The 23,603-nt window shown below is 69.2% G+C and carries 20 protein-coding genes and 1 CRISPR repeat array; of the genes, 11 read left to right on the forward strand and 9 right to left on the reverse strand.

Annotated features, from left to right (window positions below; all coding sequences use genetic code 11):
• Nucleotides 1-8 precede the first annotated feature (8 nt).
• Nucleotides 9-1,013 carry a LacI family DNA-binding transcriptional regulator gene (locus O7626_RS22500; protein WP_278063092.1) on the reverse strand — a complete coding sequence of 335 codons (1,005 nt, stop codon included), beginning with the start codon at nt 1,011-1,013 and terminating at the stop codon, nt 9-11.
• A gap of 80 nt (nt 1,014-1,093) precedes the next feature.
• Between O7626_RS22500 and O7626_RS22505 the strand changes: the two genes are divergently transcribed.
• The 9 genes from O7626_RS22505 (at nt 1,094) to O7626_RS22545 (ending at nt 12,109) form a co-directional block, all read left to right on the forward strand.
• On the forward strand, nt 1,094-2,383 hold the full coding sequence (locus tag O7626_RS22505) for a polysaccharide pyruvyl transferase family protein (protein WP_278063093.1): 1,290 nt from the start codon (nt 1,094-1,096) through the stop codon (nt 2,381-2,383).
• Complete coding sequence (locus O7626_RS22510) at nt 2,376-3,287, forward strand: ABC transporter permease subunit (RefSeq protein WP_278063094.1); 912 nt, start codon at nt 2,376-2,378, stop codon at nt 3,285-3,287. The genes O7626_RS22505 and O7626_RS22510 overlap by 8 nt, the downstream gene beginning before the upstream one ends.
• Nucleotides 3,288-3,298: 11 nt before the next feature.
• On the forward strand, nt 3,299-4,255 hold the full coding sequence (locus tag O7626_RS22515; RefSeq protein WP_278063095.1) for a carbohydrate ABC transporter permease: 957 nt from the start codon (nt 3,299-3,301) through the stop codon (nt 4,253-4,255).
• A 32-nt stretch (nt 4,256-4,287) separates the two neighbouring features.
• Nucleotides 4,288-5,910 carry an extracellular solute-binding protein gene (locus O7626_RS22520; protein ID WP_278063096.1) on the forward strand — a complete coding sequence of 541 codons (1,623 nt, stop codon included), beginning with the start codon at nt 4,288-4,290 and terminating at the stop codon, nt 5,908-5,910.
• Between the two features lie 178 nt (nt 5,911-6,088).
• Complete coding sequence (locus O7626_RS22525; RefSeq protein ID WP_278063097.1) at nt 6,089-9,511, forward strand: alginate lyase family protein; 3,423 nt, start codon at nt 6,089-6,091, stop codon at nt 9,509-9,511.
• Nucleotides 9,512-9,691: 180 nt separating this feature from the next.
• On the forward strand, nt 9,692-10,735 hold the full coding sequence (locus O7626_RS22530) for a hydroxyacid dehydrogenase (protein WP_278063098.1): 1,044 nt from the start codon (nt 9,692-9,694) through the stop codon (nt 10,733-10,735).
• A gap of 127 nt (nt 10,736-10,862) precedes the next feature.
• On the forward strand, nt 10,863-11,006 hold the full coding sequence (locus O7626_RS22535; protein WP_278063099.1) for a hypothetical protein: 144 nt from the start codon (nt 10,863-10,865) through the stop codon (nt 11,004-11,006).
• Nucleotides 11,007-11,073: 67 nt separating this feature from the next.
• Nucleotides 11,074-11,532, forward strand: coding sequence for a hypothetical protein (locus tag O7626_RS22540; protein WP_278063100.1), 459 nt, complete (start codon nt 11,074-11,076; stop codon nt 11,530-11,532).
• Nucleotides 11,533-11,587: 55 nt separating this feature from the next.
• A complete protein-coding gene (locus O7626_RS22545; RefSeq protein ID WP_278063101.1) occupies nt 11,588-12,109 on the forward strand; it encodes a hypothetical protein in 522 nt (173 codons plus the stop codon).
• Nucleotides 12,110-12,232: 123 nt separating this feature from the next.
• Here O7626_RS22545 and O7626_RS22550 read toward each other — a convergent pair whose 3' ends face one another.
• Together O7626_RS22550 and O7626_RS22555 are read right to left on the reverse strand one after the other, a co-directional pair.
• Nucleotides 12,233-13,105, reverse strand: a complete 873-nt coding sequence (locus O7626_RS22550; RefSeq protein ID WP_278063102.1) for a hypothetical protein — start codon at nt 13,103-13,105, stop codon at nt 12,233-12,235.
• A gap of 2 nt (nt 13,106-13,107) precedes the next feature.
• On the reverse strand, nt 13,108-13,887 hold the full coding sequence (locus O7626_RS22555) for a hypothetical protein (protein ID WP_278063103.1): 780 nt from the start codon (nt 13,885-13,887) through the stop codon (nt 13,108-13,110).
• Between the two features lie 169 nt (nt 13,888-14,056).
• Between O7626_RS22555 and O7626_RS22560 the strand changes: the two genes are divergently transcribed.
• On the forward strand, nt 14,057-14,698 hold the full coding sequence (locus O7626_RS22560; protein ID WP_278063104.1) for an SIMPL domain-containing protein: 642 nt from the start codon (nt 14,057-14,059) through the stop codon (nt 14,696-14,698).
• Nucleotides 14,699-14,820: 122 nt separating this feature from the next.
• On the opposite strand, the gene O7626_RS22565 is transcribed toward O7626_RS22560, so the two are convergent.
• Nucleotides 14,821-15,714, reverse strand: coding sequence for an NAD(P)-binding domain-containing protein (locus O7626_RS22565; RefSeq protein ID WP_278063105.1), 894 nt, complete (start codon nt 15,712-15,714; stop codon nt 14,821-14,823).
• Between the two features lie 59 nt (nt 15,715-15,773).
• Between O7626_RS22565 and O7626_RS22570 the strand changes: the two genes are divergently transcribed.
• Nucleotides 15,774-16,160, forward strand: coding sequence for a MerR family transcriptional regulator (locus O7626_RS22570; RefSeq protein WP_278063106.1), 387 nt, complete (start codon nt 15,774-15,776; stop codon nt 16,158-16,160).
• Between the two features lie 41 nt (nt 16,161-16,201).
• A CRISPR array of direct repeats spans nt 16,202-18,156; the repeat unit is 37 nt; unit sequence GTTGCGATCCTCACCCGGTCCGGAGACCGGGTGCAGC.
• A gap of 126 nt (nt 18,157-18,282) precedes the next feature.
• Here O7626_RS22570 and cas2 read toward each other — a convergent pair.
• Genes cas2 through cas5c form a run of 5 tightly spaced genes read right to left on the reverse strand, consistent with a single transcriptional unit; the run spans nt 18,283 to nt 23,597 of the window.
• Nucleotides 18,283-18,573 carry a CRISPR-associated endonuclease Cas2 gene (gene cas2 / locus O7626_RS22575; RefSeq protein WP_278063107.1) on the reverse strand — a complete coding sequence of 97 codons (291 nt, stop codon included), beginning with the start codon at nt 18,571-18,573 and terminating at the stop codon, nt 18,283-18,285.
• Entirely contained in the window at nt 18,573-20,228 is a 1,656-nt protein-coding gene (cas1c, locus tag O7626_RS22580) for a type I-C CRISPR-associated endonuclease Cas1c (RefSeq protein WP_278063108.1), read from the reverse strand. Before cas1c ends, cas2 begins: the two co-directional genes overlap by 1 nt.
• Nucleotides 20,225-21,088, reverse strand: a complete 864-nt coding sequence (cas7c, locus tag O7626_RS22585; RefSeq protein WP_278063109.1) for a type I-C CRISPR-associated protein Cas7/Csd2 — start codon at nt 21,086-21,088, stop codon at nt 20,225-20,227. The genes cas1c and cas7c overlap by 4 nt, the downstream gene beginning before the upstream one ends.
• On the reverse strand, nt 21,085-22,911 hold the full coding sequence (gene cas8c / locus O7626_RS22590) for a type I-C CRISPR-associated protein Cas8c/Csd1 (protein ID WP_278063110.1): 1,827 nt from the start codon (nt 22,909-22,911) through the stop codon (nt 21,085-21,087). Before cas8c ends, cas7c begins: the two co-directional genes overlap by 4 nt.
• Nucleotides 22,911-23,597 carry a type I-C CRISPR-associated protein Cas5c gene (cas5c, locus tag O7626_RS22595; RefSeq protein WP_278066265.1) on the reverse strand — a complete coding sequence of 229 codons (687 nt, stop codon included), beginning with the start codon at nt 23,595-23,597 and terminating at the stop codon, nt 22,911-22,913. The genes cas8c and cas5c overlap by 1 nt, the downstream gene beginning before the upstream one ends.
• Between the last annotated feature and the right edge of the window lie 6 nt (nt 23,598-23,603).

Below are 23,603 nucleotides of genomic sequence, written 5' to 3' on the forward strand. Positions count from 1 at the left end.
AGCGGGGTTCAGCTGCCCGGCGGGTTCAGGGCAGTCGCCGAGTCTCTGATCACCAGCTCGGGCTCGGGGTCGGTGATCAGACCGGGCGTGCCCGGCCGTCCTGCGATCAGGTCGTAGAGCGCCTCCACGCCGGCCCAGCCGAGTTGGTACATGGGCATCCGGACCGCGGTCAGGGCCGGGCGCAGGTGTTGCACCAGGTCGACGTCGTGGATGCCGATCACCGACAGCTGGTCGGGGATGGCGATGCCGAGGTCGTGTGCGGCGGCCAGGACCCCGACCGCGCTCATGATGTTGTTGACCACGATCGCGGTGGGTGCGGTTGCCGCCTGCATGGCCCGCCGCAGCCCGTCGGCGCCGGCCTGCTCGCCGAACCCGGTGGCCAGGTGTGCGGCCGGTGCCAGGCCGGCGGAGTCCATCGCCTGCCGGTAACCCAGGTAGCGCTGCTGGGAGATGTATCCCGATCCCCCGACGAAGACGATGTGGCGGTGGTTGAGGTTGACCAGGAACCGGGTCGCGATCTCGCCTGCGCGGCGATCGTCGATGTCGATCCAGGGATGGTCCGGTGCGTGTTCCAGGATGAGGATCGGCTTCGGGTGGGAGCGGAGTTCGGCCATCACGTCGTCGTCCAGCAGCCCTTCGCCGCGGATCAGGATGCCGTCGACCGTGCCCTGGCTGAGTAGTCGGGTCAGGAACTGGCTGCCGGAGCGCATCGACTCGGCATCGCCCAGCAGGACCGTCGCGCCGTGCTCCGCCGCCGCCTCGTAGACGCCCTGCCGCAGGGGACCGTAGACCGGGTTGTCGAGCTTGTCGAGGATCATCGCGATCATGCCGGTCTGGTTGAGTCGAAGCGAACGCGCCGCGTGGTTCGGCTGGTAGCCCAGTTGCTGCATCGCCCGGAGCACCCGGCTGCGGGTGGATTCCCTCATCCGGGTGTGGCTCGTGCCGTTGACCACCGCCGACACCACCGCTAGCGACACTCCGGCAGCTCGTGCGACGTCACGTTGCGTTGCCACGTAACAAGCCTCCTTGGATCTTGACGTAACGTCTAACCAAGCCTACGTTGAATTAACGATACGTCACCGAAGGAGCATGCATGACATCGACCCGTCACACCGTCCTCCTGCGATCGTCCTGGGCGACGGTGAACATCGGCGACGTGGCGCACTCCCCTGGTGTCGTGCGGGCGTTCCAGCGGTTCGCCCCCGAGGTCGAGGTCGTCCTCTGGCCGGTGCGGCTGGAGGAGCGCGAGCGGGCCATGCTGCGACACGCGTTGCCCGATCTGCGCGTCGTCGACGGCACTCTCGACGACGACGGGCCGAGCACCCCGGAGTTGGCCGCCGCCATCGACGGCGCGGACGTCCTGATGCACGGATCGGGTGCCGACGCCTTCCAGAGCACCGAGATCGACTGGTGGCGCCGGCACGTGGGCCGCCCGTACGGGTACTTCGGGATCACCGTCGATCCGCTGTGCCCACCGACCGTGGCGACGTTGCCGGAGCTGGCCCGGATGGTCGATCAGCTGCCACCGTCCTATTTCGACGACGACGTCAAGGACCGCTTCGACGCCGCCGACTTCCTCTACTGCCGCGAAACGTTGACCCTCGCGACCCTGCGCAGCCAGAAGATAACCGGGCCCGACCTCGCCTTCGGGCCGGATGGCACGTTCGCGTTCGACCATACCGACGCCGTCGCGGCCGCCCGCCTGCTGGAGGATCTCGACCTGCAACCTAATCGGTTCGCCTGCTTCGTCCCGCGGCTGCGATACAGCCCCTACGCGAAGATCTACGGCACGGATCCGACCCGCGAGCAGATGCGGCGCGACGCGGTCAACCGGGCGACCGTGACGCACGACCTGGCGGTGCTGGCGGCGGCGATCGAGACCTGGGTACGCGTCAGCGGCCTGCCGGCCGTCGTGGTGCCCGAGATGAGCTACGCCGTCGAACTGGCGCAGGAGCACCTTCCCAACCTGCTCAGTCCAGAGACGCTCAAGCAGGTCCGGCTCCTGGACCGGTACTGGCCGCTGGAGGAGGCGACCGGCGTCTACGCCGTCTCGTCGCTGGTGGTCAGCATGGAGTGCCATTCGCCGATCCTGGCCGCGCGACACGCGATCCCGACCGTCTACCTCCGCCAGCCGACCGAGACGACCAAGTCCCAGATGTTCGCCGACCTCGGTGCCCCGGACCTGGTGATCGAGCTCGACCATGGCGCCGCGGCGACGGTGGTCGCGGCGGTCACCGACATCGCCACCGATCCGGCGCCCGCGGTCGCCCGGAGCAGGAGGGTCGCGGCGAACGCCGACGACGCGCTGCGGGCGGCGGTGCTGGCCTGCGTCGCGGGCCGACCCGTCGGCTTGGGTACTCCGGCGGAGAGCGACGATGCATAGCCTGCGCAACCGATGGCGGCGCGACCGGATCCTGCTGCTGCTCGCGCTTCCCGGGGTCACGGCGCTGCTGCTGTTCCACTATCTGCCGCTCGGCGGGAACATCATCGCGTTCCAGGACTTCCAGCCGTTCCTGGGGATCTGGCACAGCCCGTACGTCGGGCTGGACAACTTCGAGCCCGTGCTCACCGGCGACCCGGTGTTCCTCAACGCGCTGGTCAACACGCTGATCATCACGCTGATCCAGGTCGTCTTCGTGTTCCCGCTGCCGATCTGCCTCGCGTTGATCCTGAACGCGACGATCAGCGAACGACTCAAACGCCTCACCCAGTCGATCCTCTACCTGCCGCACTTCCTGTCCTGGGTGATCGTGGTCGCCCTGTTCCAGCAGATGTTCGGCAACGGCGGGATGCTCAACGGCTGGCTGCGCTCGGCCGACCTGTCGACATTCCACATCGTCGGCGTGCCCGAGCTGTTCAAACTCATGATCACATCACAGGTGATCTGGAAGGACACCGGCTGGTCGACGATCATCTTCCTCGCCGCGCTGTCCAGAGTGGATCCGGCGCAGATGGAGGCCGCGGTGGTGGACGGCGCCTCGGCGGTCCGCCGCCTGTGGCACGTGACCCTGCCGTCCATCCGCTCGGTGATCGTCCTGCTGCTGATCCTGCGGCTCGGTGACTCGCTGTCCGTCGGGTTCGAGCAGATCATCCTGCAGCAGGCCCAGGTCGGTGCGGGTGCCAGCGAGGTGCTCGACACATACGTCTACAACCACGGGATCGTCGGCGGGGACTGGGGCACCGCGGCCGCCGTGGGGCTGATCAAAGGCATTGTCGGTGTCGCGCTCGTGCTCGGCGCGAACCGGGCGGCCCACGCGCTGGGCGAGCAGGGGGTGTACACCAAGTGACGAGCGGACCTGTGGCGCCCGTGGTGTCCGAGCCGCGCCCCGCCGACGGCGCGGGGCCGCCGCGGCCACGCTCGGGCCGTGACCAGCGCCCGGTCTGGATGGGCGAGCCCAGCAGGCTGGGGATCGGCGCGCGGGGACTCGTGCTCGGCCTCGGCTGCCTGGCGGTGGTGGTTCCGTTCTGGGCCGTGCTGATGACCAGCATCGCCTCCCCGGAGGAGATCGGCACGGCGGGCGGCTTCGTGCTGTGGACCCGCGAACCGACGCTGGACGCCTACCAGGCCGTCCTGTCCGGCGGAATCGTCACCCGGGCTCTGGTGGTGAGCGCCGCCGTCACCGCGGTCGGCACGGCACTCAGCCTCGTCGCCACGATCGCTCTGGCGTACGCGCTGTCGCGGCCGGCTTCGTTGCTGCACAAGCCGATCCTGCTGATGACGGTGTTCACCCTGCTGTTCAACCCGGGCATCATCCCGATGTACCTCACGGTCAAGCAGCTGGGCCTACTGGACAACTATCTGGCACTGATCCTGCCGGTGCTGGTGAACGCGTTCAACGTCATCGTCATGCGCGCGTTCTTCCTGGAAATCCCCGGCGAGCTGGTGGAGAGCGCCTATATGGACGGCGCCGGGGAGTTGCGCATCCTGCTGCGGATCGTGCTGCCGCTGTCGAAGGCGGTCGTTTCGGTGATCGGACTGTTCTACGCGGTGGCGTACTGGAACGCGTTCTTCTCCGCGATGTTGTACCTGCAGTCGCCGGAGAAGTGGCCGCTGCAACTGGTGCTGCGCACCTACGTCGTCAACGACACCCCGATCGGGTCCGACCAGCTCAGCTCCAGCCTGGAGAACCTGCCACCGCAGATCTCGGTCCAGATGGCAATCCTCGTCATCTCCATCCTGCCCATCCTGCTCATCTATCCGTTCATTCAGAAGCACTTCGCCAAGGGACTGATGGTCGGCGCCGTCAAGGGTTGACCGGTCGTCCACACAATGTGGAAGGAAACGTCATGGCACGCACCTTCAGCCGCCGTCGCGTCCTGGCACTCGGCGCGGCAGCGGGGCTCGCCCCGGTGCTCGGGGCGTGCGGCGACGGCGGGTCGAGCTCGTCGAACGGCTCGACCGGGCCGGTCGAGCTGCCCACCTACAAGCCCGTAACCTCGGCCACGCCCGACCTGGCGGCCGAACCGGCCGGAGTGTCCCCGGGATACTTCAGCTACCCGACCGCCTCCAGCGCCGCGTCGCAGCCGGTGCGGGGCAAGGCCGTCACGGCGCTGACGTACACGTACGACCCGATCGCGCCCGCGCTCGGCTCGAACCCCTACTGGCAGAACCTCAACGACAGACTCGGCACCGAACTGAAGATCACGTACGTCGCGTCGGCGGACTACAAGAGCAGGGTCGCCACCACCATCGCCGGCGGCGACCTGCCGGACATGGTCGCGATCCAGGGCGTCGTCCAACAGATGCCGGCCATGCTGAACGCGACCTTCACCGACCTGACCGAGCACCTGTCCGGGGACGCGGTCCTCGCCTACCCGAACCTCGCCGGCCTGCCCACCGATGCCTGGCGCAGCACCGTCTACGACCAGCGGATCTGGGGCATTCCGGTGCCGCGGGCACGGATCGGCACCGTGCTGTACACCAGGGCCGACCTGCTGGCCAAGGCCGGACTGAGCCTCCAACCCAGGTCGTGGGACGAGTTCAAACAGATGGCGGCCGCGTTGACCGACGAGCGGGCCGGCCGCTGGGCGTTCGGGCAGATCCCGTTCAACACGATCCTCGAGATGAACGGGATCACCGGCAACTGGCCCGGTGGCGTCGGCGCCTGGCAGGCCAAGGACGGCGTCTTCACCCACAGCGGCACCACACCGCAGTTCGCGCAGGCCCTTGCGGACGCCGTCGAGTTGGTGAAGTCCGGGGTGGTACATCCCGACCAGGCGGGCGCGCCCAACACCAAGCGCAACCAGTGGATGCTGGCCGGCACGACCGCGTTCACCATCGGCCTGTACGCCGGGTGGGGCAAGTTCTACGGCCAGGCCAAGGATGTGCCCGGCTTCCGCCTGACCGGCATGCTCTCGCCCACCCGGGACGGCACGGGGACGCAGGTACGCACGCCCGGTCCGACGCTGTCCAGCTTCACCGCCATCGCCAAGACCGACGACGTCGACCGGGTCAAGCAGATCCTCAAGGTCCTCGACTGGTTGTGCGCACCCTTCGGCAGCAGCGAGTACACGGCCCTGCGGTACGGCGTCGAGGGCCAGACGTTCAACCGCAACGGCTCCGACCCGACCCTCACCGAGGGCGGGCGCAGCCAGACACTCCTGCCCGTGCGGTACCTCGCCGAGGCATCGCCCGTCGTCTACGAGCCCGGTAACCGCCAGGCCGTGCAGGACCAGTACGACCACCAGGTCGCCGGAGTCCCGCTGGCCGTCCCGGACCCGACCCTCGGGCTGTACTCGGAGACCGCCGCCAGCAAGGCGGCCAGCGAGCAGCAGGAACTGGACGCGGTCCTGCTGGAGATCCAGCTGGGCAACAAACCCGTCTCGGCGTGGCAGCCGGCCATCAAGCAGTTCATGGACCGGGTCGGCGACAAGATCAAGGCGGAGTACGAGGAGCAGGCGGGTCGCTGACGAGCCGGACACGGCGGCCGGTCCGGCGTACCCGTCCGGTTCGGCCGCCGAGCCGTGCAGTCCACTCACCCGAGTCGAGCAACACCAGCCGGGCCGCGAACTCCGCGGACTGTTTTCGGCGCTCCCGGGCGCGGTCGAAGGACTCAGCCAACACTCACGGGTAAGGGAGAAGATCATAGTGAGACGAAGCTATCTTCCCTGGTACACGCATCGCCGGACCCGTGCGGGTGCCGCTGCGGCGCTCGTGCTGGCGCTGGTGGCGACGGTCCTGTCGCCGGGCAGGGCCGCCGCGGCCGACATGTCGGATCGCGGCGAACTGCTCGACCTGACGCGCCCGGAACTCGCCGCGGTGGCGGCAGAGCTCACCGCCGGTGACGAAGCGGGCGCCGCGGCCGAGCTCAAGGCGTTCTACGCGGGCCGCACCGACGTCGAGTACCTCCCTCCGAGCGCGGACGCGGGCGGCGGCGACGCGACCGCCGACGAGCTCGCGGCGGGGATCTTCCGGTTCGGCGCGGAGACCCGCGACTTCTACGACGACGCCCAGCAGCGGATCGACGTCGACTGGCAGGACGCCTGGGGTGGGACGCAGACCACCCCGGGCGGCGCGCAGGTCCTGATGAGTGACCTCGCGTTCATGCCCAGACTGGTCAGCGCCTACGCGTTCGAGAGTGACCCGGCGAAGCGTGCGTCGTACGCGTCGGCGTGGATGGACATCTCGCTCGACTTCTTCGCCGACAACCAGAGCTGGCCACAGAACCGCAACCTGTCGGGCGCCAAGCGGCTCGCGCAGCTGGTCAGTGCGTTCGCGGTGTTCCGGACCGACCCGGGCATCGACGCGAGCGACCTCGTGGCGTACCTGTCCGGTGTGCACTTCACGACGAAGTACCTCGTCGGCGTGATGCAGGTACACGTCGGGAACAACTGGTACGTGTCCATGGCCCGCTCGGTCTACGCGGCGGCCGTGTTCCTGCCCGAGTTCTCGGCATCGCCCGGCTGGGAGTGGTTCGGGGTGCGCTCGTTGGAGCGGTTCCTGCGCGCGCACGTGAAGGGCGACGGTGTGTACCGCGAGCCGGCGTTCAACTATCAGGCGTACGTGGCGGATCTGCTCAACACCGTCATCAGACTGGCGGATGCCAACGGGCGGACCCTGCCCGAATCGCTCGCCCAGACGTCGGACTGGATCGCGGATTCGCTGTTCGCGACCCGTCAGCCGAACCTCGAGGTCGCGATGGTGGGCGACTCGCCGAACGCCGATGCCGGTGCGTCCGCGATCGGCAGAACCGGTGCACGCAACTCCTGGCCCGACTTCACCTGGGTCGCCTCCGGCCGAACGCAGGGAACCACCCCGACGCTGCCGTCCACGGTCTTTCCGATCAGCTTCGCGGTGCAGCGTTCCGGGTGGGACGCCGACGCCCGGTACATGCTGATCAACAACCAGAATTCCAGCTACACCGCCTCGCACCGGCATCCGGACGACCTCAGCCTGGTGATGGCGGCGTACGGGCGTCCGCTGATCGTCGACTCCGGAGTCGGGGACTACAGCGCGACTCCGACGAACGACTGGATGCGCCGCACCACCGCGGCGCACAACACCATCGAGGTCGACGGAGACGCGCAGACCGCCGGCGTCCCCCGCAAGTCGTCGCTGTGGCGCTCGAACGCGGGCCTCGACATCTACCGCGGTACGACGGAGGGCTACCGGCCGATCGTGCACGATCGCGCCGTCTACTTCGTCAAGCCCGGCTACTGGATCGTCTCCGACGACCTCACCGGCGCCACTGCCGCGCACGACTACCGGCAGCTCTGGCACTTCCCCGGTGATCCGGTCACCGTCAACCCGACCACGAAGGTCGCCACGGTCGGCTTCGACACCGTGCCCGGAGCCGCACCGGTTGCCGGCGTGCGGCTCGTCCCGGTGGCCCCGGCCGGCACCGCGCTCACCCCCAGCGTGCACGACGACGGCGCCGTGCGGGTCGGCGAGCAGGTACGCACGGACGTCGACTACCTGTCGTACGACTGGCGCACCACCGGGTCGACGGGACTGGACACGGTGGTGGTTCCCGGCCCGGCCGGCGCGGCGCCCACTGTGACGGCGACCCGCATCGCCATGTCCGGGGTGGCGCACTCCGTGGCGACCGCGATGCAGATCGGCCTGCCGAACGCGACCGGACGCTTCTACCTCTCGCGGGAGGCGAATCCCTCGTCGAGGGCGTTCGGGACCGCCACGACCAACGCCGAGACCGCCTACCTCGAGCGTGCTTCGGGCGGCGGGCTCACCCGGTACGCGCTGACCCGCGGGTCGTCCCTGGTCGACCAGGGTGCCACCGTGGTCGCCGCGTCCGCGCCGGTTTCCGACGTCAGTGTGGAACTGAGCGGCGCGACCGCCCGGATCTCGCTCGGCGACCCGTTCACCGGCACGCTCTCCGTCCACGCGCCGAACGTCAGCGCGGTGACGGTGAACAACACCCCGACCGCGTTCACCCGCACCGGCGACCTCGTCACCGTGTCGGTCCAGGCGTCGTTCGCCCCGACACCTGTGCTCAACGACGAGTTCGCCGATGCCAGCCTGGACCGCACCGTCCACGACTTCAACGGATCCTTCGACGGCTGGACGCCGGTGCAGGGCAGCTGGGCGCTGACCGGCGCCGCTCCGGACACCCAGTTGGCACAGAACTCGACCGCGGACATGATGTCGTTCGCGGCGCTGCACGACGTACCGGACGACGTGGTCATGGCCGCGGACATCGTTCCTGGGACACGCGGCCAGACGACGGCCCGGACCGGTCTCGCGTTCCGCTACCACGATGCCCGGAACTACTACCGGGCCAACGTACTCAACTCCTCGTCGGACGCGACTTTGCAGCTCGTGAAGATATACGACGGGGAGACCATGATTCTCGCGGAGACCGCACTGCCCGACGGCGCCAACATCCCGCACAAGCTGGTCGTTTCCGCGATCGGGAGACATCTGAGCGCCAAGGTCGGCGACACGTCGATCTCCGCGGACGACTCACAGCTACCGACGGGTGGTGCCGCCGCCTTCACGCATCGGCGGGCCGCGACCTTCGACAACATCGTGATCAGGGAAGGGATCGATCAGGCCAACTGGCGAGCGATAACCGGGTCCGTCTCCGTCGCCTCGGATCAGTTGCAGCTCACGCCTCCCTCCGGTGGCCGGGCGCACGTGCTGGCCGACTCGACACTGCCGGCGCGCTTCTCCGAGGCGTGCGACTTCGTCGCGGAGACCACGGTCACGATCAACGGCTCCGTCGGCAACGCGGGAATCTCGCTGCGAGACACCAGTGACTCGTATGGCTACCGGATCCACATCGGCAAGACGAGCGAAGGAACCCGGTACGCGAATATCATCCGCGAGGCTCACGCGTCGGGTCCGGTCGGGGTGGGCTCGGCACCGATCAGCAACCCGTTGACAGGTCCCGTTCGACTGGGTGCGGCGATTCACGGCGACCGCATCACCGTGACGCTGAACGGTGTCCAGATCCTGGCGGCTCGCGACACCGTCATCCGCAGCGGCGGCGTCGGGCTCTACGCATCCACGCAGAGCACCTTCGAGAACATCACTGTCGCCCGGTCCTGTTAGCGCGCACGCATCCGGCCGAGCGCGCCCGGGACTGTTTCTGCGCGAAGCACGAGGGTTGGTGCGCCGTCCACACCTGGGGCGGCGCACCGAACCGTGCTGCCGGCACGCCGGCGATGACCCGCGTCGGTACTACCCGGGTCTCTCCCCACCCAGCGAGGCCGATCACGAAGGAGCTGTGCGTTGTCCCCATCAGCCCGAGCCTCGTCCCCGGTGCTCGCCGACGCGGCGCACCGTCCGTCGGCCCTGCTGGTCATGCCGCGCGACCTGGTCGACGACGTGTACGGACCGGAGGAACGTGCCCGCCTGGACCGCCTGGTCCGCTGGGCCGGCCCGGACGCGACTGTCGAGCAGGTCGGCACGCGACCGGCGCTACTGGCCGACGTCGAGCTGCTCGTCACCGGTTGGGGCGGCCCCCGCCTGGACCGCACTCTGCTCTCCCACGCGACCAGGCTCCGTGCGGTCTTCTACGGCGGTGGATCGGTGCGGCCGATCGTCACCGACGATTTCTGGGCCACCGGCATCCAGCTCGTGTCGGCCGCCGCCGCCAACGCGGTGCCGGTCGCCGAGTTCACATTCGCGCAGGTGACGCTGGCGCTCAAGCACGCCCACCGCTTCGAACGCGCGGTACGCCGGCTCGGCCGGTTCCCAGCCCAGCCGGCGGCGCCCGGCACGCTCGGCTCGACGGTCGGGATACTGTCACTCGGCCTGATCGGCCGCCTGGTGGCCCAGCGGCTGTGCACACTCGACGTGCGGGTGCTCGCCGCCGACCCGTACGTGGACGCCGCGAGTGCGGCCGGTCTCGGCGTCGAGCTCGTGGGAATCGACGAGCTGTTCCACCGCGCCGACGTGATCACCGTGCACACGCCGTCGCTGCCACAGACCTCGGGGCTGGTCACCGAGGAACTGCTCGCCTCGATGCCCGAGGGTGCCACGATCATCAACACCGCCCGCGGTGCGGTGCTGGACGAACCCGCGCTGATCCGGGTCCTGCACCGGCGCCCGGACGTGTTCGCGCTCCTCGACGTGACCCATCCCGAGCCACCCGAACCGGGCTCGCCGCTCTACACGCTGCCCAACGTGGTGCTCACCCCACACATCGCCGGCAGTATCGGACTCGAGCGGCGCCGCGTCGGTCGGCTGGTAGCGGACGAGGTCGGTCGCTTCGTCGCGGGCCAGCCGCTGCTGCATGAGGTCCGCGCCGCCGATACGGCGCTACGCGCATGACCCCTGTCCGGCCCGGTCCGGTGGCACGGTCGGTTCCGCCGGCTGGATCGGTACAAACACCTATCTGACCTTGCCCGGGTACCAAGTGTCTTTGTTTTGCTACTCTGCGACACGGGGAGGGGTGTCGATGGCTACGGAAGTACGGGTGGACCCGGCACTGCTGGAGGCGAAGGCCGGCACGGCGGCGGAGTCGCACGCGGGCCTGGATCGGGAGTTGGCCGATGCGGAGCCGGAAACCATCAGGCGGCCCGGGAGTTACACAGCCGGGTAAGCCTCGATCACGGGCAGGCGCCACGATGAGGGTACGAACGGCGGTTGCCGCAGGCTGCACAGCGCTCGTGTTGATCGCCGCCTGCGCCAACCCCGACGACCGGGAGGACCCGACGGTGCGAATCCTGTCACGGGCGGATGTCGAGTCGGCTACTCGCACGCATCTCGCCGCCGCGAGTGAAGCGATCGGTGCGGGTCGCGCGGATCCGGCCCCAACGGTCGGACCGGCACCCTGCGACGGATACCGTGACGATGCGGTGTTCCACGTCTCCGGCTTCAGCCATGTGACCCTTCCCGTGGATCAGCACGCCGAGGTGCTGGAGCGACTCCGCGACGAGTGGATCGCACAGGGATACGAACTCAAGAACTTCCGGATACTGCCCGACGGCGCCGGCGCCGAACTGGACCTCGTCCGACCCACGGACGGTTTCCAGTTCTCCTGGGCCACCTCCGGGGACAGGGTGTGGATAGCCCTGATCATTGTGTCCCCGTGCGTCCGTTCGCCCGACGGAAAATATCCGGGCTGACCCGTCTGATGCGGCAGAGCGCAACGGTTACTGGAGTGGTGATGGATCCGGCGGAATGATGGCGAAGGCCGGCATCGGTCGTCGCCCGATGGCGGCGACGATGGCCGCGCTCGTCATAGCCACCATCGGCTGTGGTGGCGAGGCGAAACGCAGCACCGGACCGACGCACATCGCACTACCGACCCTGCGCGCCAGCACCGGCGCATACGCGGCCGGGAGCGTGGCCACCTTCGCGACGCTGCCGGACGCGACCCGACTCGGACCCGTGCCCTGCGACGATCCGGGCGGTGACCTGGCCGACGACGGCCGCTACCAGGTGTCGGGGAGCTGGCAGGTCCCGTTGCCGCCCGGCCGACACCGGGCCACCTTCCGGCAACTCCGGGAGGACTGGCAGGCAAGGGCCATCGAGATCACCGAGTACCGGGAGTTACCTGACGGGGTGAAAGTGAGTCTGGCCGGCCGGGACCCCGCGGCCGGCTTCAGCCTCTCGCTGACCAGTACCCAACCGCCGGACGCGGTGGCCCTGCTCGTCGTGTCGTCCTGCGTGATCTCGCCGGACGGGCGCTATCCGGGCTGATCTGGCCGTCGGCAGGTCCCGGCGTGGGTGTCGATCGTTGCCGAGGTGGCAGTTCGACGGCCCGCTCGACGGGCCTCCCGGGGTGATGTGTGGGAGGCCCGTCGCCGGCTCCGGGTCGTCCGGTCAGGACCGGAGTTCCGCCAGGGCCGCCGCGAGGATCCCGGACAGCGACCTCCGGGAGAGTTCCTCGCGCAGCGCCGGATAGTGCGGGTAATAGTTCAACATCTGGCTGGGGTTGGCCGGATCGCGATACCCGGCGAAGTTCCCCCACCGCCACAGCGCGTACTCATGCCGGCCCGCCATCGGCCCACCGGCATGCTCCACGCACTGGAAGTAGCCCGGGATGTACAGCTCGGGATAGACCTGCCACACCTCCTCCTCGTTCGGGATCGGCAGGTGGAACCGGTCGAAGTACTCGTGGCAGAAGACCTGGAAGGTGGCCTGCATCTTGGTGAAGGCGGCGATCAGGTACTGCTCCAGTTGCGTGGTCTGGAGTCTGGCCTGCGCCCGTGCCGCCAACGCGACCGGTCCCAGGGTGCTGAGCAGTACGCCGAGGTCGCGCATGGCCTCGAAGTTGAAGTTCTGCCCGACCACGTCGTAGCGGACGTTTATCGCGGTAACGCAGGCGGTGGCGTCCTGCGCGAACCGCTGCTTGAGACTCAGCGGGAAGTCAGGACTCTCGACGAACTCCAGCATGGCGTGCTCGGTGCAGCCGCGTACCTCGGCGACGGTGAGCGCGTCCATGTGGTTCTTGATCGCCTGCTCCGAGCGGCGGACCTCGCTGATCATCAGCGTGACGGCGTTCTCCAGGGTCAGCCCGCCGCCCTTGGAGTCGTTGTAGAGCGAGTACGCGGCATAGGCGAACTGTGCCACCTGGATGATCGTCCCCGGGTCGACCGCCTGCGCCGGGCGGGGCGCGGCCGGCACCGCCAGTCCGGTGGCCACCACCGTGGCGACCAGTCCCCGGGTCGCCGCCTTCTTCAGCCTGGTTCCCACCGTCAGACTCCTCCCTCGGTCATCCGTTGCAGCGCCTCCCTGGCCACTTCCCAGCTCGTACCGGCCCCGGCCGCCGCCTCGAGCGTCGCCGGGGTCCACGGTCCCTGCTGCCAGTCGCCGCCGACCTTGTAGTCCTGGTAGGTCCGGGTCCCGTGCGGGGTCGAACACTCGTGCACTACGTGATAGATCGACGGATGCCAGTCCATGTCGCCTTCCCGGGACGTACACCTCGGCTTGAGCCGGTCGACGATCGCCTGCATCGCCGCCCGGTAGTTCGGCATGTAGGTGGACGTGCCGAGCCCGGCCGCGATCCGCGCCTCCAGCCCGACCGAATAGAGCGAGTAGATGGCGAAGCCGAGGTGGTCGGCCTCGGCCGTCGACTGGACGGCGTCGAAGACGCTCTTCGCCTGGCGGGCGTGCAGGGCCACCTCCAGGGCGTAGTCCTGCAGGGCGTCCTCGTTGAGCAGCGGCAGCGACGGCACCTCCAGGATCGCGTGCTCGGCGGCACCGACCCACGGGGCCGCGGCGACCGCGTCCAGGTGGGAGAGGATCGCGTCCTCGGCCTCGTTGACCGCCCCGACGAACTCCTGTAGCGCCTGGAAGAGCTGCTGCTCGGTCAGCTCGCCGCCGCGGGCGTCCAGGAACAGGCTGAAGGCCATCTGGCCCACCTTTTTGATTTTGTCGACGCCGACGACCGCCTGCACCGGCGTCGCCGTACCGGGCAAGGCCACCACCACCGCCAGCGCCGCCACGGCGATGCCTCGTAAGAATCTGGCTTTCACCAAGAGACCCCCTCCACTGTGGCCGCGCAGAGCAGGCAAGCTCATCGATGCGGCGTCGGTTCCGGAGTAACGGTGCCAAGCACGACTGGACAACGACTGGACGCGCGCAATGGCAGACCGTGCGCCCCACTCGGCGGGCACGACGAGCGGTCTGCTTGGATCGGCGACCATGCAGATGCTGGAGCGCCCATGGGGGATCACCGCGTTCGGCGCGGCGAGCGTGAAGGCCGTCCCGGATCTCGTACGGGTCCGGTTCAAAATCGTACGGATCGAGCAGGCGCCGGCCGCCGCGTTCGAGGCGGCCCGTGCCGCCGTACGGGCCGTCCGGGCCGTGTTGCGGGAGCACGGGATCGACGACGCGGCCATCGACGGCTCGCGGCTCAACCTGAAGACCGCCACCGAGTACGTGGACGGCAGGTCAAAATTCGTCGGCTACCAGTGCCAGGCCGCCTTCGCACTCCAGTACGGCGCACTGGACGACGTCGAGCCCCTGCTCGTCGACGTGGTGGCGGCCGGCGCCAACGAGATCGAAGGTGTCGACTTCGACGTCTCGGCCAAACGCGAACTGCGGGCCGAGGCGCGCCGCAAGGCCGTCGCCGCCGCACGTGCGAAAGCGGACCTGTACGCCGAGGCCACCGGCGTCCGCGTCGGCGCGGTCCTGCACATCGAGGACGTCGACCCGGAGCAGCCGGGGGTTTCCCGCTACCGCAGCCACGCCGAAGCCGCCGCCACCACCGCCCAGGACCTCGCTCCGGGACACATCGTGGTCTCCGCCGCCGTGATCCTCGGCTTCGCGGTAGCCCGCGGCTGACGCCTCGCCGCCCGGCAGCCCGCCTCACCGCCCGGCAGCTCGCCTGCACCGCCCCCCGCCCCGCCTGCGCCCGCCCTGCCTGCGCCGGTGCTTCTCGGTCGACGCCGGGGACATCTGGCCGGTCAGTCGCGACGCTTCCGGAGTACCTCGACGATGCTGGCGAAGCTGTCCGCCGGGCGCCCGTCGGCGATCCTGCGGTCCAGCAGTTCCAGCAGCGGCACGTGCACCCCGGCATCGACGCCATGTCTGCTGCTGACCTCGATCAGGTTGTGCACGGCGGCACGGTTCATCTCTACCGGTGAGACGCCGTGGGAGTAGTCGCCCGTCTCGATCTCCCGGGCCAGCTCCGGCATGAAGGCCAGCATGCCGTTCAGCCAGCGAAGGGCCAGTGGGAGGAATCGGGTCGGCGCCACCCCTGCGCTGTCGAGCAGCGCCGCGCTGTGCAGGAAGCCTGCCAGGGCCGCGTAGCCGCTGCCGAGCAGAGCGGTGTCCCAAAGCTCCGCGACGGAGGCGTCCGGGCCGAGATAATGGCTCGTGGCAAGCCGATCCAGCGTCGACCGGTGTGCGTCGAATGCCTCCCAGGAGCCGCTGTAGAGGAAGAACGCGTCGGGGGTGGCGACCGTCTGCGGCACCGCCATCATGGCGCCGTCGAGGTAGCGCGCCCCCTGCGCGCCGGCCCAGTCGGCGAGGGCGGCGGCCTGTTCCGGCGTACCGGTGGTGAGGTTGACCAGGGTCCGACCGGCCAGCGTGCCAGCGTTCGGCTCCAGCATGGCGCGGACGTTGTCGTAGTCGAGCAGGCAGACGACGACCAACGGGCTCGCCCTGATCGCCTCGCCGGCCGAGCCGGCCGGGACGGCGCCCCGGGCGGCGAGGGCGTCGGCCTTACCGGCGGTGCGGTTCCAGACGACGGTACGGCTGCCGGCGTCGAGCAGGGCACCGGCGAGCGCGCTGCCCATCCTGCCCAGGCCGAGGAGGGTTACCGAGCTGTCGGTCACGGGTGAGGGTGCGGATGTCATGGCGGCTAAGGTAAAGCTTCACGTGGACGTCAGAGTCAATGTTTGGTGATGGGGGCCACATGCGGATCGGCGAACTCGCCCGGCGCACCGGGTCCAGCGAGCGGGCGCTGCGCTACTACGAGGAACAGCACCTGCTGCACCCGGTACGCCGGCCCAGCGGCTACCGGGAGTACGCGGAGGCGGACGTCCGGCGGGTGCACAGCATCCGGATGCTGCTGGCTGCCGGGCTGGGCAGCGCCGTCATCGCCGAGGTGCTGCCCTGCATGACCGACAACGGCGAGGTACTGGTGCCGGCCTGCGCCGGGCTGGCACCGGTACTCGCCGACGAGCGCGACCGGATCGACGCCGCCATCGAGGATCTGCGCGGAGCACGCCGGATCCTCGACGCCATCGTGCAGGTCGCCGCAGAGGCAGAGCCGACTCCGGAGATCTGCGCCGTGTCGTGAGGCGGGTACAGCTCTGTGTGGCGTTGGGGGCCGTTCCCCTGTGGTGCATTCTCTGCCCAGTCGGAGACCGGGTGCAGCATCCACACCTCATTGACCCGAGGGGGCGTTAAGTCGCGATCCTCACCCGGTCCGGAGACCGGGTGCAGCAGGTGATCTTCTCGCCGTACTGGTTGGTGCCGTAGAAGTTGCGATCCTCACCCGGTCCGAAGACCGGTTGCAGCTCACTGCGCCCGGCGTCATGGATCTGCCCCCTGTCGAGTTGCGATCCTCACCCGGTCCGGAGACCGGGTGCAGCGCCGCTTTCCGCGCCTACCTTTGTCCTCGCCCGACGTTGCGATCCTCACCCGGTCCGGAGACCGGGTGCAGCCGGAAACTCGGCGGGCCAGTGCTCGTTCAGCAGGTCGTGTTGCGATCCTCACCCGGTCCGGAGACCGGGTGCAGCCGCCGCGGCCGGGAAGGGTACGAGTCAGGCCATGCTCCCGTTGCGATCCTCACCCGGTCCGGAGACCGGGTGCAGCTGTGACCAAGGTCCGTGGAGTGTCCGCCCTGAGCAGGTCGTTGCGATCCTCACCCGGTCCGGAGACCGGGTGCAGCTCTGGAGCGGGGTGGGGCCGGCGCTCTCCGGCGGGTTGCGATCCTCACCCGGTCCGGAGACCGGGTGCAGCACCCGGACGTTCCCCACCCGCTCCCGACGGTGCGGGAGTTGCGATCCTCACCCGGTCCGGAGACCGGGTGCAGCCGGCAAAATATGTACTCGCCCGTCCTGGGTGGAGACGTGTTGCGATCCTCACCCGGTCCGGAGACCGGGTGCAGCCATTTCCCGGTCCCACCGGAAGATCTCGCGCAGATGTTGCGATCCTCACCCGGTCCGGAGACCGGGTGCAGCAGCCGGACGCCCAGGTGCCGATCGAACGTCAACAAGTCGTTGCGATCCTCACCCGGTCCGGAGACCGGGTGCAGCCGGCTGCCGTGGGGCCACGACGGCGCGCACAGCGCGGTTGCGATCCTCACCCGGTCCGGAGACCGGGTGCAGCCGGTGATGCCCTTGCCGCAGGCCCCGCAGTCGTACAGGTTGCGATCCTCACCCGGTCCGGAGACCGGGTGCAGCGGAGACGGACCTTGGGATGCCGGACGGCGGCCCGGAGGTTGCGATCCTCACCCGGTCCGGAGACCGGGTGCAGCCCCGGTCGACGCGGCACCAGCCGCGGATTCGACGTACCTGGTTGCGATCCTCACCCGGTCCGGAGACCGGGTGCAGCGACCAGACCCCCCGCCAGTGTTCATCCTGCCGCAGTTGCGATCCTCACCCGGTCCGGAGACCGGGTGCAGCCCGGAAGGGAGTGAACAGTGGCCACCATGTCCGTGTACGTTGCGATCCTCACCCGGTCCGGAGACCGGGTGCAGCCGGAGGACCTGCCGGACGTCCTGGTCTACGTCCTCAACGTTGCGATCCTCACCCGGTCCGGAGACCGGGTGCAGCAGCTACCCGGACTGGCTCCAGGAGATGGCGGAGACGGTTGCGATCCTCACCCGGTCCGGAGACCGGGTGCAGCGCGGGCGTGGATCCTCCACGGCATCGACGGGAACCGGGTTGCGATCCTCACCCGATCCGGAGACCGGGTGCAGCTCGGGCAGATGGGCTACCGCCCGCGCGGCCGGTGGGCGTTGCGATCCTCACCCGGTCCGGAGACCGGGTGCAGCCGCCGTCGGGGCGGGGGACCTGGGCCAAGAGCAGCGTGTTGCGATCCTCACCCGGTCCGGAGACCGGGTGCAGCCGACCACCCCGGTTGCTGTCCCAGAGCTGGATCGCGTTGCGATCCTCACCCGGTCCGGAGACCGGGTGCAGCGCGTCGAAGACAGCGCGGGCGGCGTTGCAGCAGTTGCGGTTGCGATCCTCACCCGGTCCGGAGACCGGGTGCAGCTAGCCGTCGCCGGCGAGTAATCATGCACCAGGACCGGGTTGCGATCCTCACCCGGTCCGGAGACCGGGTGCAGCGGCTCGTGAGCTGGGAGTTTGGACGTCTGCAAGCGGTGAGTCGCACCTGGGAGAGTACCAAGTGTCCATTTCGGCCTAGTTTTGAGCTTCGGAACCCCACGCTTGGTTCGTGATCGCCGAGGGTTCCTAGATCACGAAAGGGCCGCGTGGATCCACGGCTCTCGGCTTGCCCAGATGCTCGACGTCGTCGAGCGCCCGGCTCGGCAGATGATAGATCCGGATGCTGTCACACTCCGGGTCAATAACGGCCTGTAGGGCGGCAACGAGCCGCACCTTGTCCGTCTCCCGGCAGACGACTTCGAAGACCGACTTCTGGACCCGGTACCCATGCGCCTCGCAGATCTTCGCCACCTTGCGGAGACGGCGCTCGCCCTCCGGCGTGACGGTCTCGACGTCGTACGTGACCAGCAGGTCCATCAGTTGACCATCCATGGCTGGTACGAGGGCAGGTCACCGCGCAGATGTCGGGCCAGCAGCCGGGCCTGCACGAGGGGAAGCACCGCCCCCTCCACCTCCCGCTTGAGTTGGGCATGGGGCCAGGCGCGTCGGCGGCTCTCCTGCCATGCCGTCAGAACGCACTTGCGACCGGCTTCGGTGAGGCGGTAGGCGCCGTTGGGCAGTTTCTCGAAGTCGTTGGTGGTCACCTCGCCCCGGTTAATAAGCGTGAACGCCAACCGGTCGGCCAACAGCGGCCGGAACTCCTCCATGAGGTCGAGGGCCAGGGCCGGTTTTCCAGGCCGAATGCCATGCAGGAACCCGATGTAGGGATCGAGGCCGACCTGCTCCAGCGCACCGTGCACGGCAACCCGCAACATTCCGTAGAGGAACGAAAGAAGGCAGTTCACCGGATCGGTGGGAGGCCGCTTGTTGCGCCCGACCGCTTGCCACTCCTTCTGCCTGATCAGATACGGCAGCGCGCCGAAATAGTCGCGTGCGGCGATGCCCTCGACGCCCAGGATCTCGTCGGCAGATCGCGCCTCGCGAAGCAGCGGGAGTCGCTTGGCGAGCAGCTCCGCCGAGCCACGCAGTGCGGTCTGGCGGTGTCCGCTGCTGTCGCGTGCCGCCCGGAGCAGCACCTGACGACTATTGTGGATCTTCCCCGCGACCATCGCAGCACCGAGCGTCAGTCGGTGACCATCGGGCTCGGCCGCCCGGTGCTGGGCCCGACGCAGCAACGGGTTGCCGCTGGTCGGGCCGGCTACGCGCGCACGGAAGCGACCAGCGCCGGAGAGCCAGCTCACCGACCTGCCGTCCTCGGCACATCTCAGGAGGAGGTCGTCGGTGATGGTCACGCCTGCGAAGAGGACAACGTGGTTGAGGCGTACGAGGGGCAGCAGACGACGGCCGGTCTGCTCCGGGTGGTAGACCCGGACAGTGTCGCCGTCCAGATGCAGACTGGTGCCCGGCGTCTGCACGTACAGGGTGTTGAGTAGCTCAGTCACGCCACGTTCCGATGGGTCGGGAGGTGAACAGGTCGGCCGGCCTCGCCGTGCCGTCGGTGACTTCGGGCAGGCAGTCGTCCCGAAGTGAACAGTTGCGGCAACGGGCGTCGTTGCGCGCCACCGGCAGGCGCTGCTCCTGGAGCAGCCGGCGGACCGCCTCGGCGGCGGCAACGGTGCGGTGACCAGGTCGGGCGTGATGCTAACGGCGTGGCGTCGCCGTTCGGCAACCGAGTAGACGTATCCGACTGGCACCTCGAAGCCGGCTTCGATCAGGCAGAGCGCCTGGCCCGTGAGCTGGAGTTCCGCCGGCCCATCCGGGCGGTACTTACCGACCTTGTACTCCACCGGCGCCGCGACCTGGCCCGCGAACTCGACCACGTCGCATATCCCGCGCAGGCCGTACTCCTCGCTGGCGACCGGTAGCGAGCGGACCACCGTGACGCCGGCCCGCCGGGTGAGTCCCGGCAGGTCGACGACACGGTGACTCAAATCCCCGCGTACGGTGTCGGCGCTTTCGCTCCAGACTCCCTCGACGTGGATCAGGGCAGTCTGCCGATCGCAGTAGGCGTAGTGCTCCAGGGCGGACAGCGGAACTTCGCGGATCGGATCGTCGTCCGACACAGCGGTCACGGCCAGAGGTCGACCAGCTTGGTCAGTTCCACGCCCTCGGGCAGGTCGGCGGTGTTGATGGTGCGGGCATAGTCCAGGTGCTGCCGAGCGGCCTTGTCCTCGTCTTCCCGCTTCACAGTGATCCGGCCGGTGAGGCTGGCTGCGGGCGCGACTCCGAGCGCATCGGGGTGGCTGAAGACGTACAGGCCACAGAGCTTCATGTCGCCTCGGGTGGCGGAGCGGTCGTGGTCGAACATCAGGGTGATCGACTTCCACAGCACGGCGAGGTCGTCGGCACTCACCCCGGTCTTCGCGGCTCGCGATGCCGAGAAGTACGCCTGGGCGCGGTAGAGGCCGTAGGGCACCGTCCACTTCGAGCCCATCTCGGTCCGCTCGCCCTTGTCGATGTCTTCCTGCCGGGTCTGGGTTACCCGGGTTATCGCGTGATCGGTGGGCAGCACGGGGTCGATGCTGCGGGCGAAGGTGAACTGGAGCGGTCCGCGGACCTGACCGGCGCCGCCCTTTGCTCCGGTGCTCAGCACGGCGCCGAACATCCGGATGTCGAAGTAGTGCTCGCAGAGCCAACGCTGTGCCTGGTCGGCCCGGCCGGGGTTGGCGGTCAGTGCCTCCTCGATTCGGGTGTTCAGCGCGTGCCCGGCCTCGACGAAGATCCCGTACTTGGGGTCGTCGCCGCGCAGCAACGAGACCGTGTCGCGGATCTTCCGCTTGATCGCCACGTCGGTGACGAGCCCCTGGCCGGTCTCGTCGTCGGTGCGCGGCTGGTTGCCGCCGTCCGGATCGCCGTTCGGGTTGCCGTCGGTGACGTCGAACAGCAGTACGGCGTCGTGCCGGCGGGCCGGGTCGAGGTGGGCGGCACTCATTCGGCGTCTCCTTCGGGGGCTTGCTCGTCGTCGGTGGGAGGAAGGTCTGACTTCTTCTTGTTGGCCGCAGCCTCGATCCGCTCGGCCCGCATCGCGGCCCGCTGCTGGTGGTAGCCGAGGACGAAGAGCGCCTTCTGCGCCAGCACACCGCTGTTCGGGATCGACTTCTTGTCGTCGATTCGAGCAAAGATGTCGTCGAGGCGGTTGGCGTAGGCGGTCGCCCAGCTCGGCCGGCGCAGCGGGCCGCGCAGCCGCCGCAGCCAGGCGGTCGCGGTGCGCTGGCCGTTCACGAGTACGGCGCGGGGGTTGGTGATCGCCCGACCCATGTAGCGCTCGGCGAAGGTGGTGTTCAGCGGCTGGTTCGCGGCCCGGTAGACGGCCTGTTGCAGGTCGTCGAGGACGGCGAAGGCCCGCCCGGACAGGTACGCCGGGTCGTCGTTCTCCGGATTCACGGTCGGGGTGAGCCTCTCTAACTCGTCGGCGGGGAGATTCGGACGGCGGCGGCGTAGGGCCAGCCGGATCAGCGCGGCTCGGGCCGGGTCGACCCGGGCGTCGGCCTGGATGCGGTTGATGACGTGGCCGAGCAGTCTCGGCGGCAGCGGCCGGTGCAGCAGGGCGGCACGCAGCAGGCCGGGATGCAGGTCGCCGGGCCGGTCCTCACCCTTCGCGCCGAGTTTGATCCAGGTCCCGTTGGCCCCGCCTCGACCGCGCTGCCACCGCCCGGCGGCCCGGACGAGCTGCGACAACCGGACGCGGGTGAGCTGGCCGGACCAGTCGACGATCAGGAGGTCGTCGAACCAGCGACTCAGGTTCCGTTTGATCGCGGGAAGCGGCTGCTCGACCCAGTCGCGGATCACCGCTCGGGCCACGTTGCCGCTCACCGCCACGGAACAGAAGGTGGAGAGGTCGTCGACCGTTGGCTCGGCACCCTGCGCGGGCGCGGCAAGCATCAGTCCGATGTCGGCGTCGTCCGGCTCGTCGAGCAGCTTCATGGGGTCGAACCGGGAGCCGCCGACCAGCCACCAGATCAGCCGGGAGTTCTGGCCGGGCAGCACACTGCTGTGCCGCTCGCTGCCGAGCAGCACGGTCAGGGAGGACATGAAGGTGAGACCGCAGGTGACGCAGATCGGGGTGTGGGCCAGGAACTTCGTCAACTCGTACCCGTGCACCGCCTCGTTGACGCTGACCAGCGACGCGCTCTGGGTCGCGCCGGGCAGCAGGCGTCGTGGGATCTGCTGCGGGATCGTCTTGAGCAGATCACGGACCTCGCCGCAGACCAGACACCGCCCGGCCCGGCCGAGTCCCTTCCGGCCGGCGGCCACCGTCGCCCAGTAGCGGCGGGCCGACTCGTGCTCGCACGCCACCTCCCCGTCGACCTGGAAGGCAACCTGGTCGGCTCTGCTCCACTTCTCGGGCAGGACGATCGTGCGGTCGTGTCCGTTCGCGTAGAAGGCGGCGACCGCCGGGGCCGGGCCGTCCGGTTCCGCCGCTGCCCAGTCCCGGATCAGTTCCTGGAATGCGGCGTGCTGCTTCGCCACCCGCCCGGCGTTGCCACCCTCGTCGGTCACCCAGCCGAGCACATACTCGACGTTGTCGGCCGCGAGTGCGGGTGCGATCCCGACCGTACGGGTCACCGCGGGCACCAGGCGTTCGCGCCCGAACCGGTCCCCCGCGTCCGGGTTCACGGTGTCCACCATCCGCCGGTGCAGCGGCGTGCCGTCGGCGGCGATGGGCAGCAGGAAGCGGATCGGCTTGCGCCCGTAGAACGGCGGGATCACCTCGTCGGTCGTGTCGGCGTACTCGACGAGTCGGCGGAGCAGCATCAGGCCGCCCCGGGCGCCGGCAGGGCCAGTTCCATCCCTCGTTCCGGCACCGGGAGGACGCCGTCGATGATCCGGGCGGCGAACCACTCCATCCGTGGGCTGCCGGTCCCGTCACGGTGCACGGAGTGCAGCATGATGCCGATCTCTTCGTTCAGATCCCGCAGCCGGGGACTGCCGTCGGGCCAGCCGAACTCGGCACTGAATTCGCGGGTACCCAGGTAGGGCTGTTGGAAGCAGGCGCCCCGGCGGACCCGGCGGCGAAGCTGGTCCCGGTAGGCGGCGACCGGCTTGTCGGCGTGCGCTGCGGTGACGACGTGCGCGTGGATGCGGTAGGCGACGTCCCGCAGGCAGACCGCGTTGCGCTGGTCGCGGTGTTCGACGGTGTTGACCCGGCGGGTACCACGAATCGCCTCGGACAGCGGTGCCACGTCGGTGGTCTCGTTGCGGCGTACGGTGAACTGCCGGATCGGTTTGAGCACCTCGATGGCGACGATGTCGTACCGCATCTCCGGCTTCCAGAAGATCGACTCCAGTACGCCGACCGCCGCCGACGGGGTCATCACCGGGTACGTGACCCGCTCGACCTTCAGTTCAGGGCGGGAGAACAATGCCGCCGGAGCGGCAACCTGCACCACGACGGGCAGGTCACCCTCGCGGCTGCGCCGCAGCGTGATCCCGTCGACCACATCGGT

Origin of the sequence: Micromonospora sp. WMMD1102 (genome assembly GCF_029626265.1) — a bacterium.
Classification (GTDB): domain Bacteria; phylum Actinomycetota; class Actinomycetes; order Mycobacteriales; family Micromonosporaceae; genus Plantactinospora.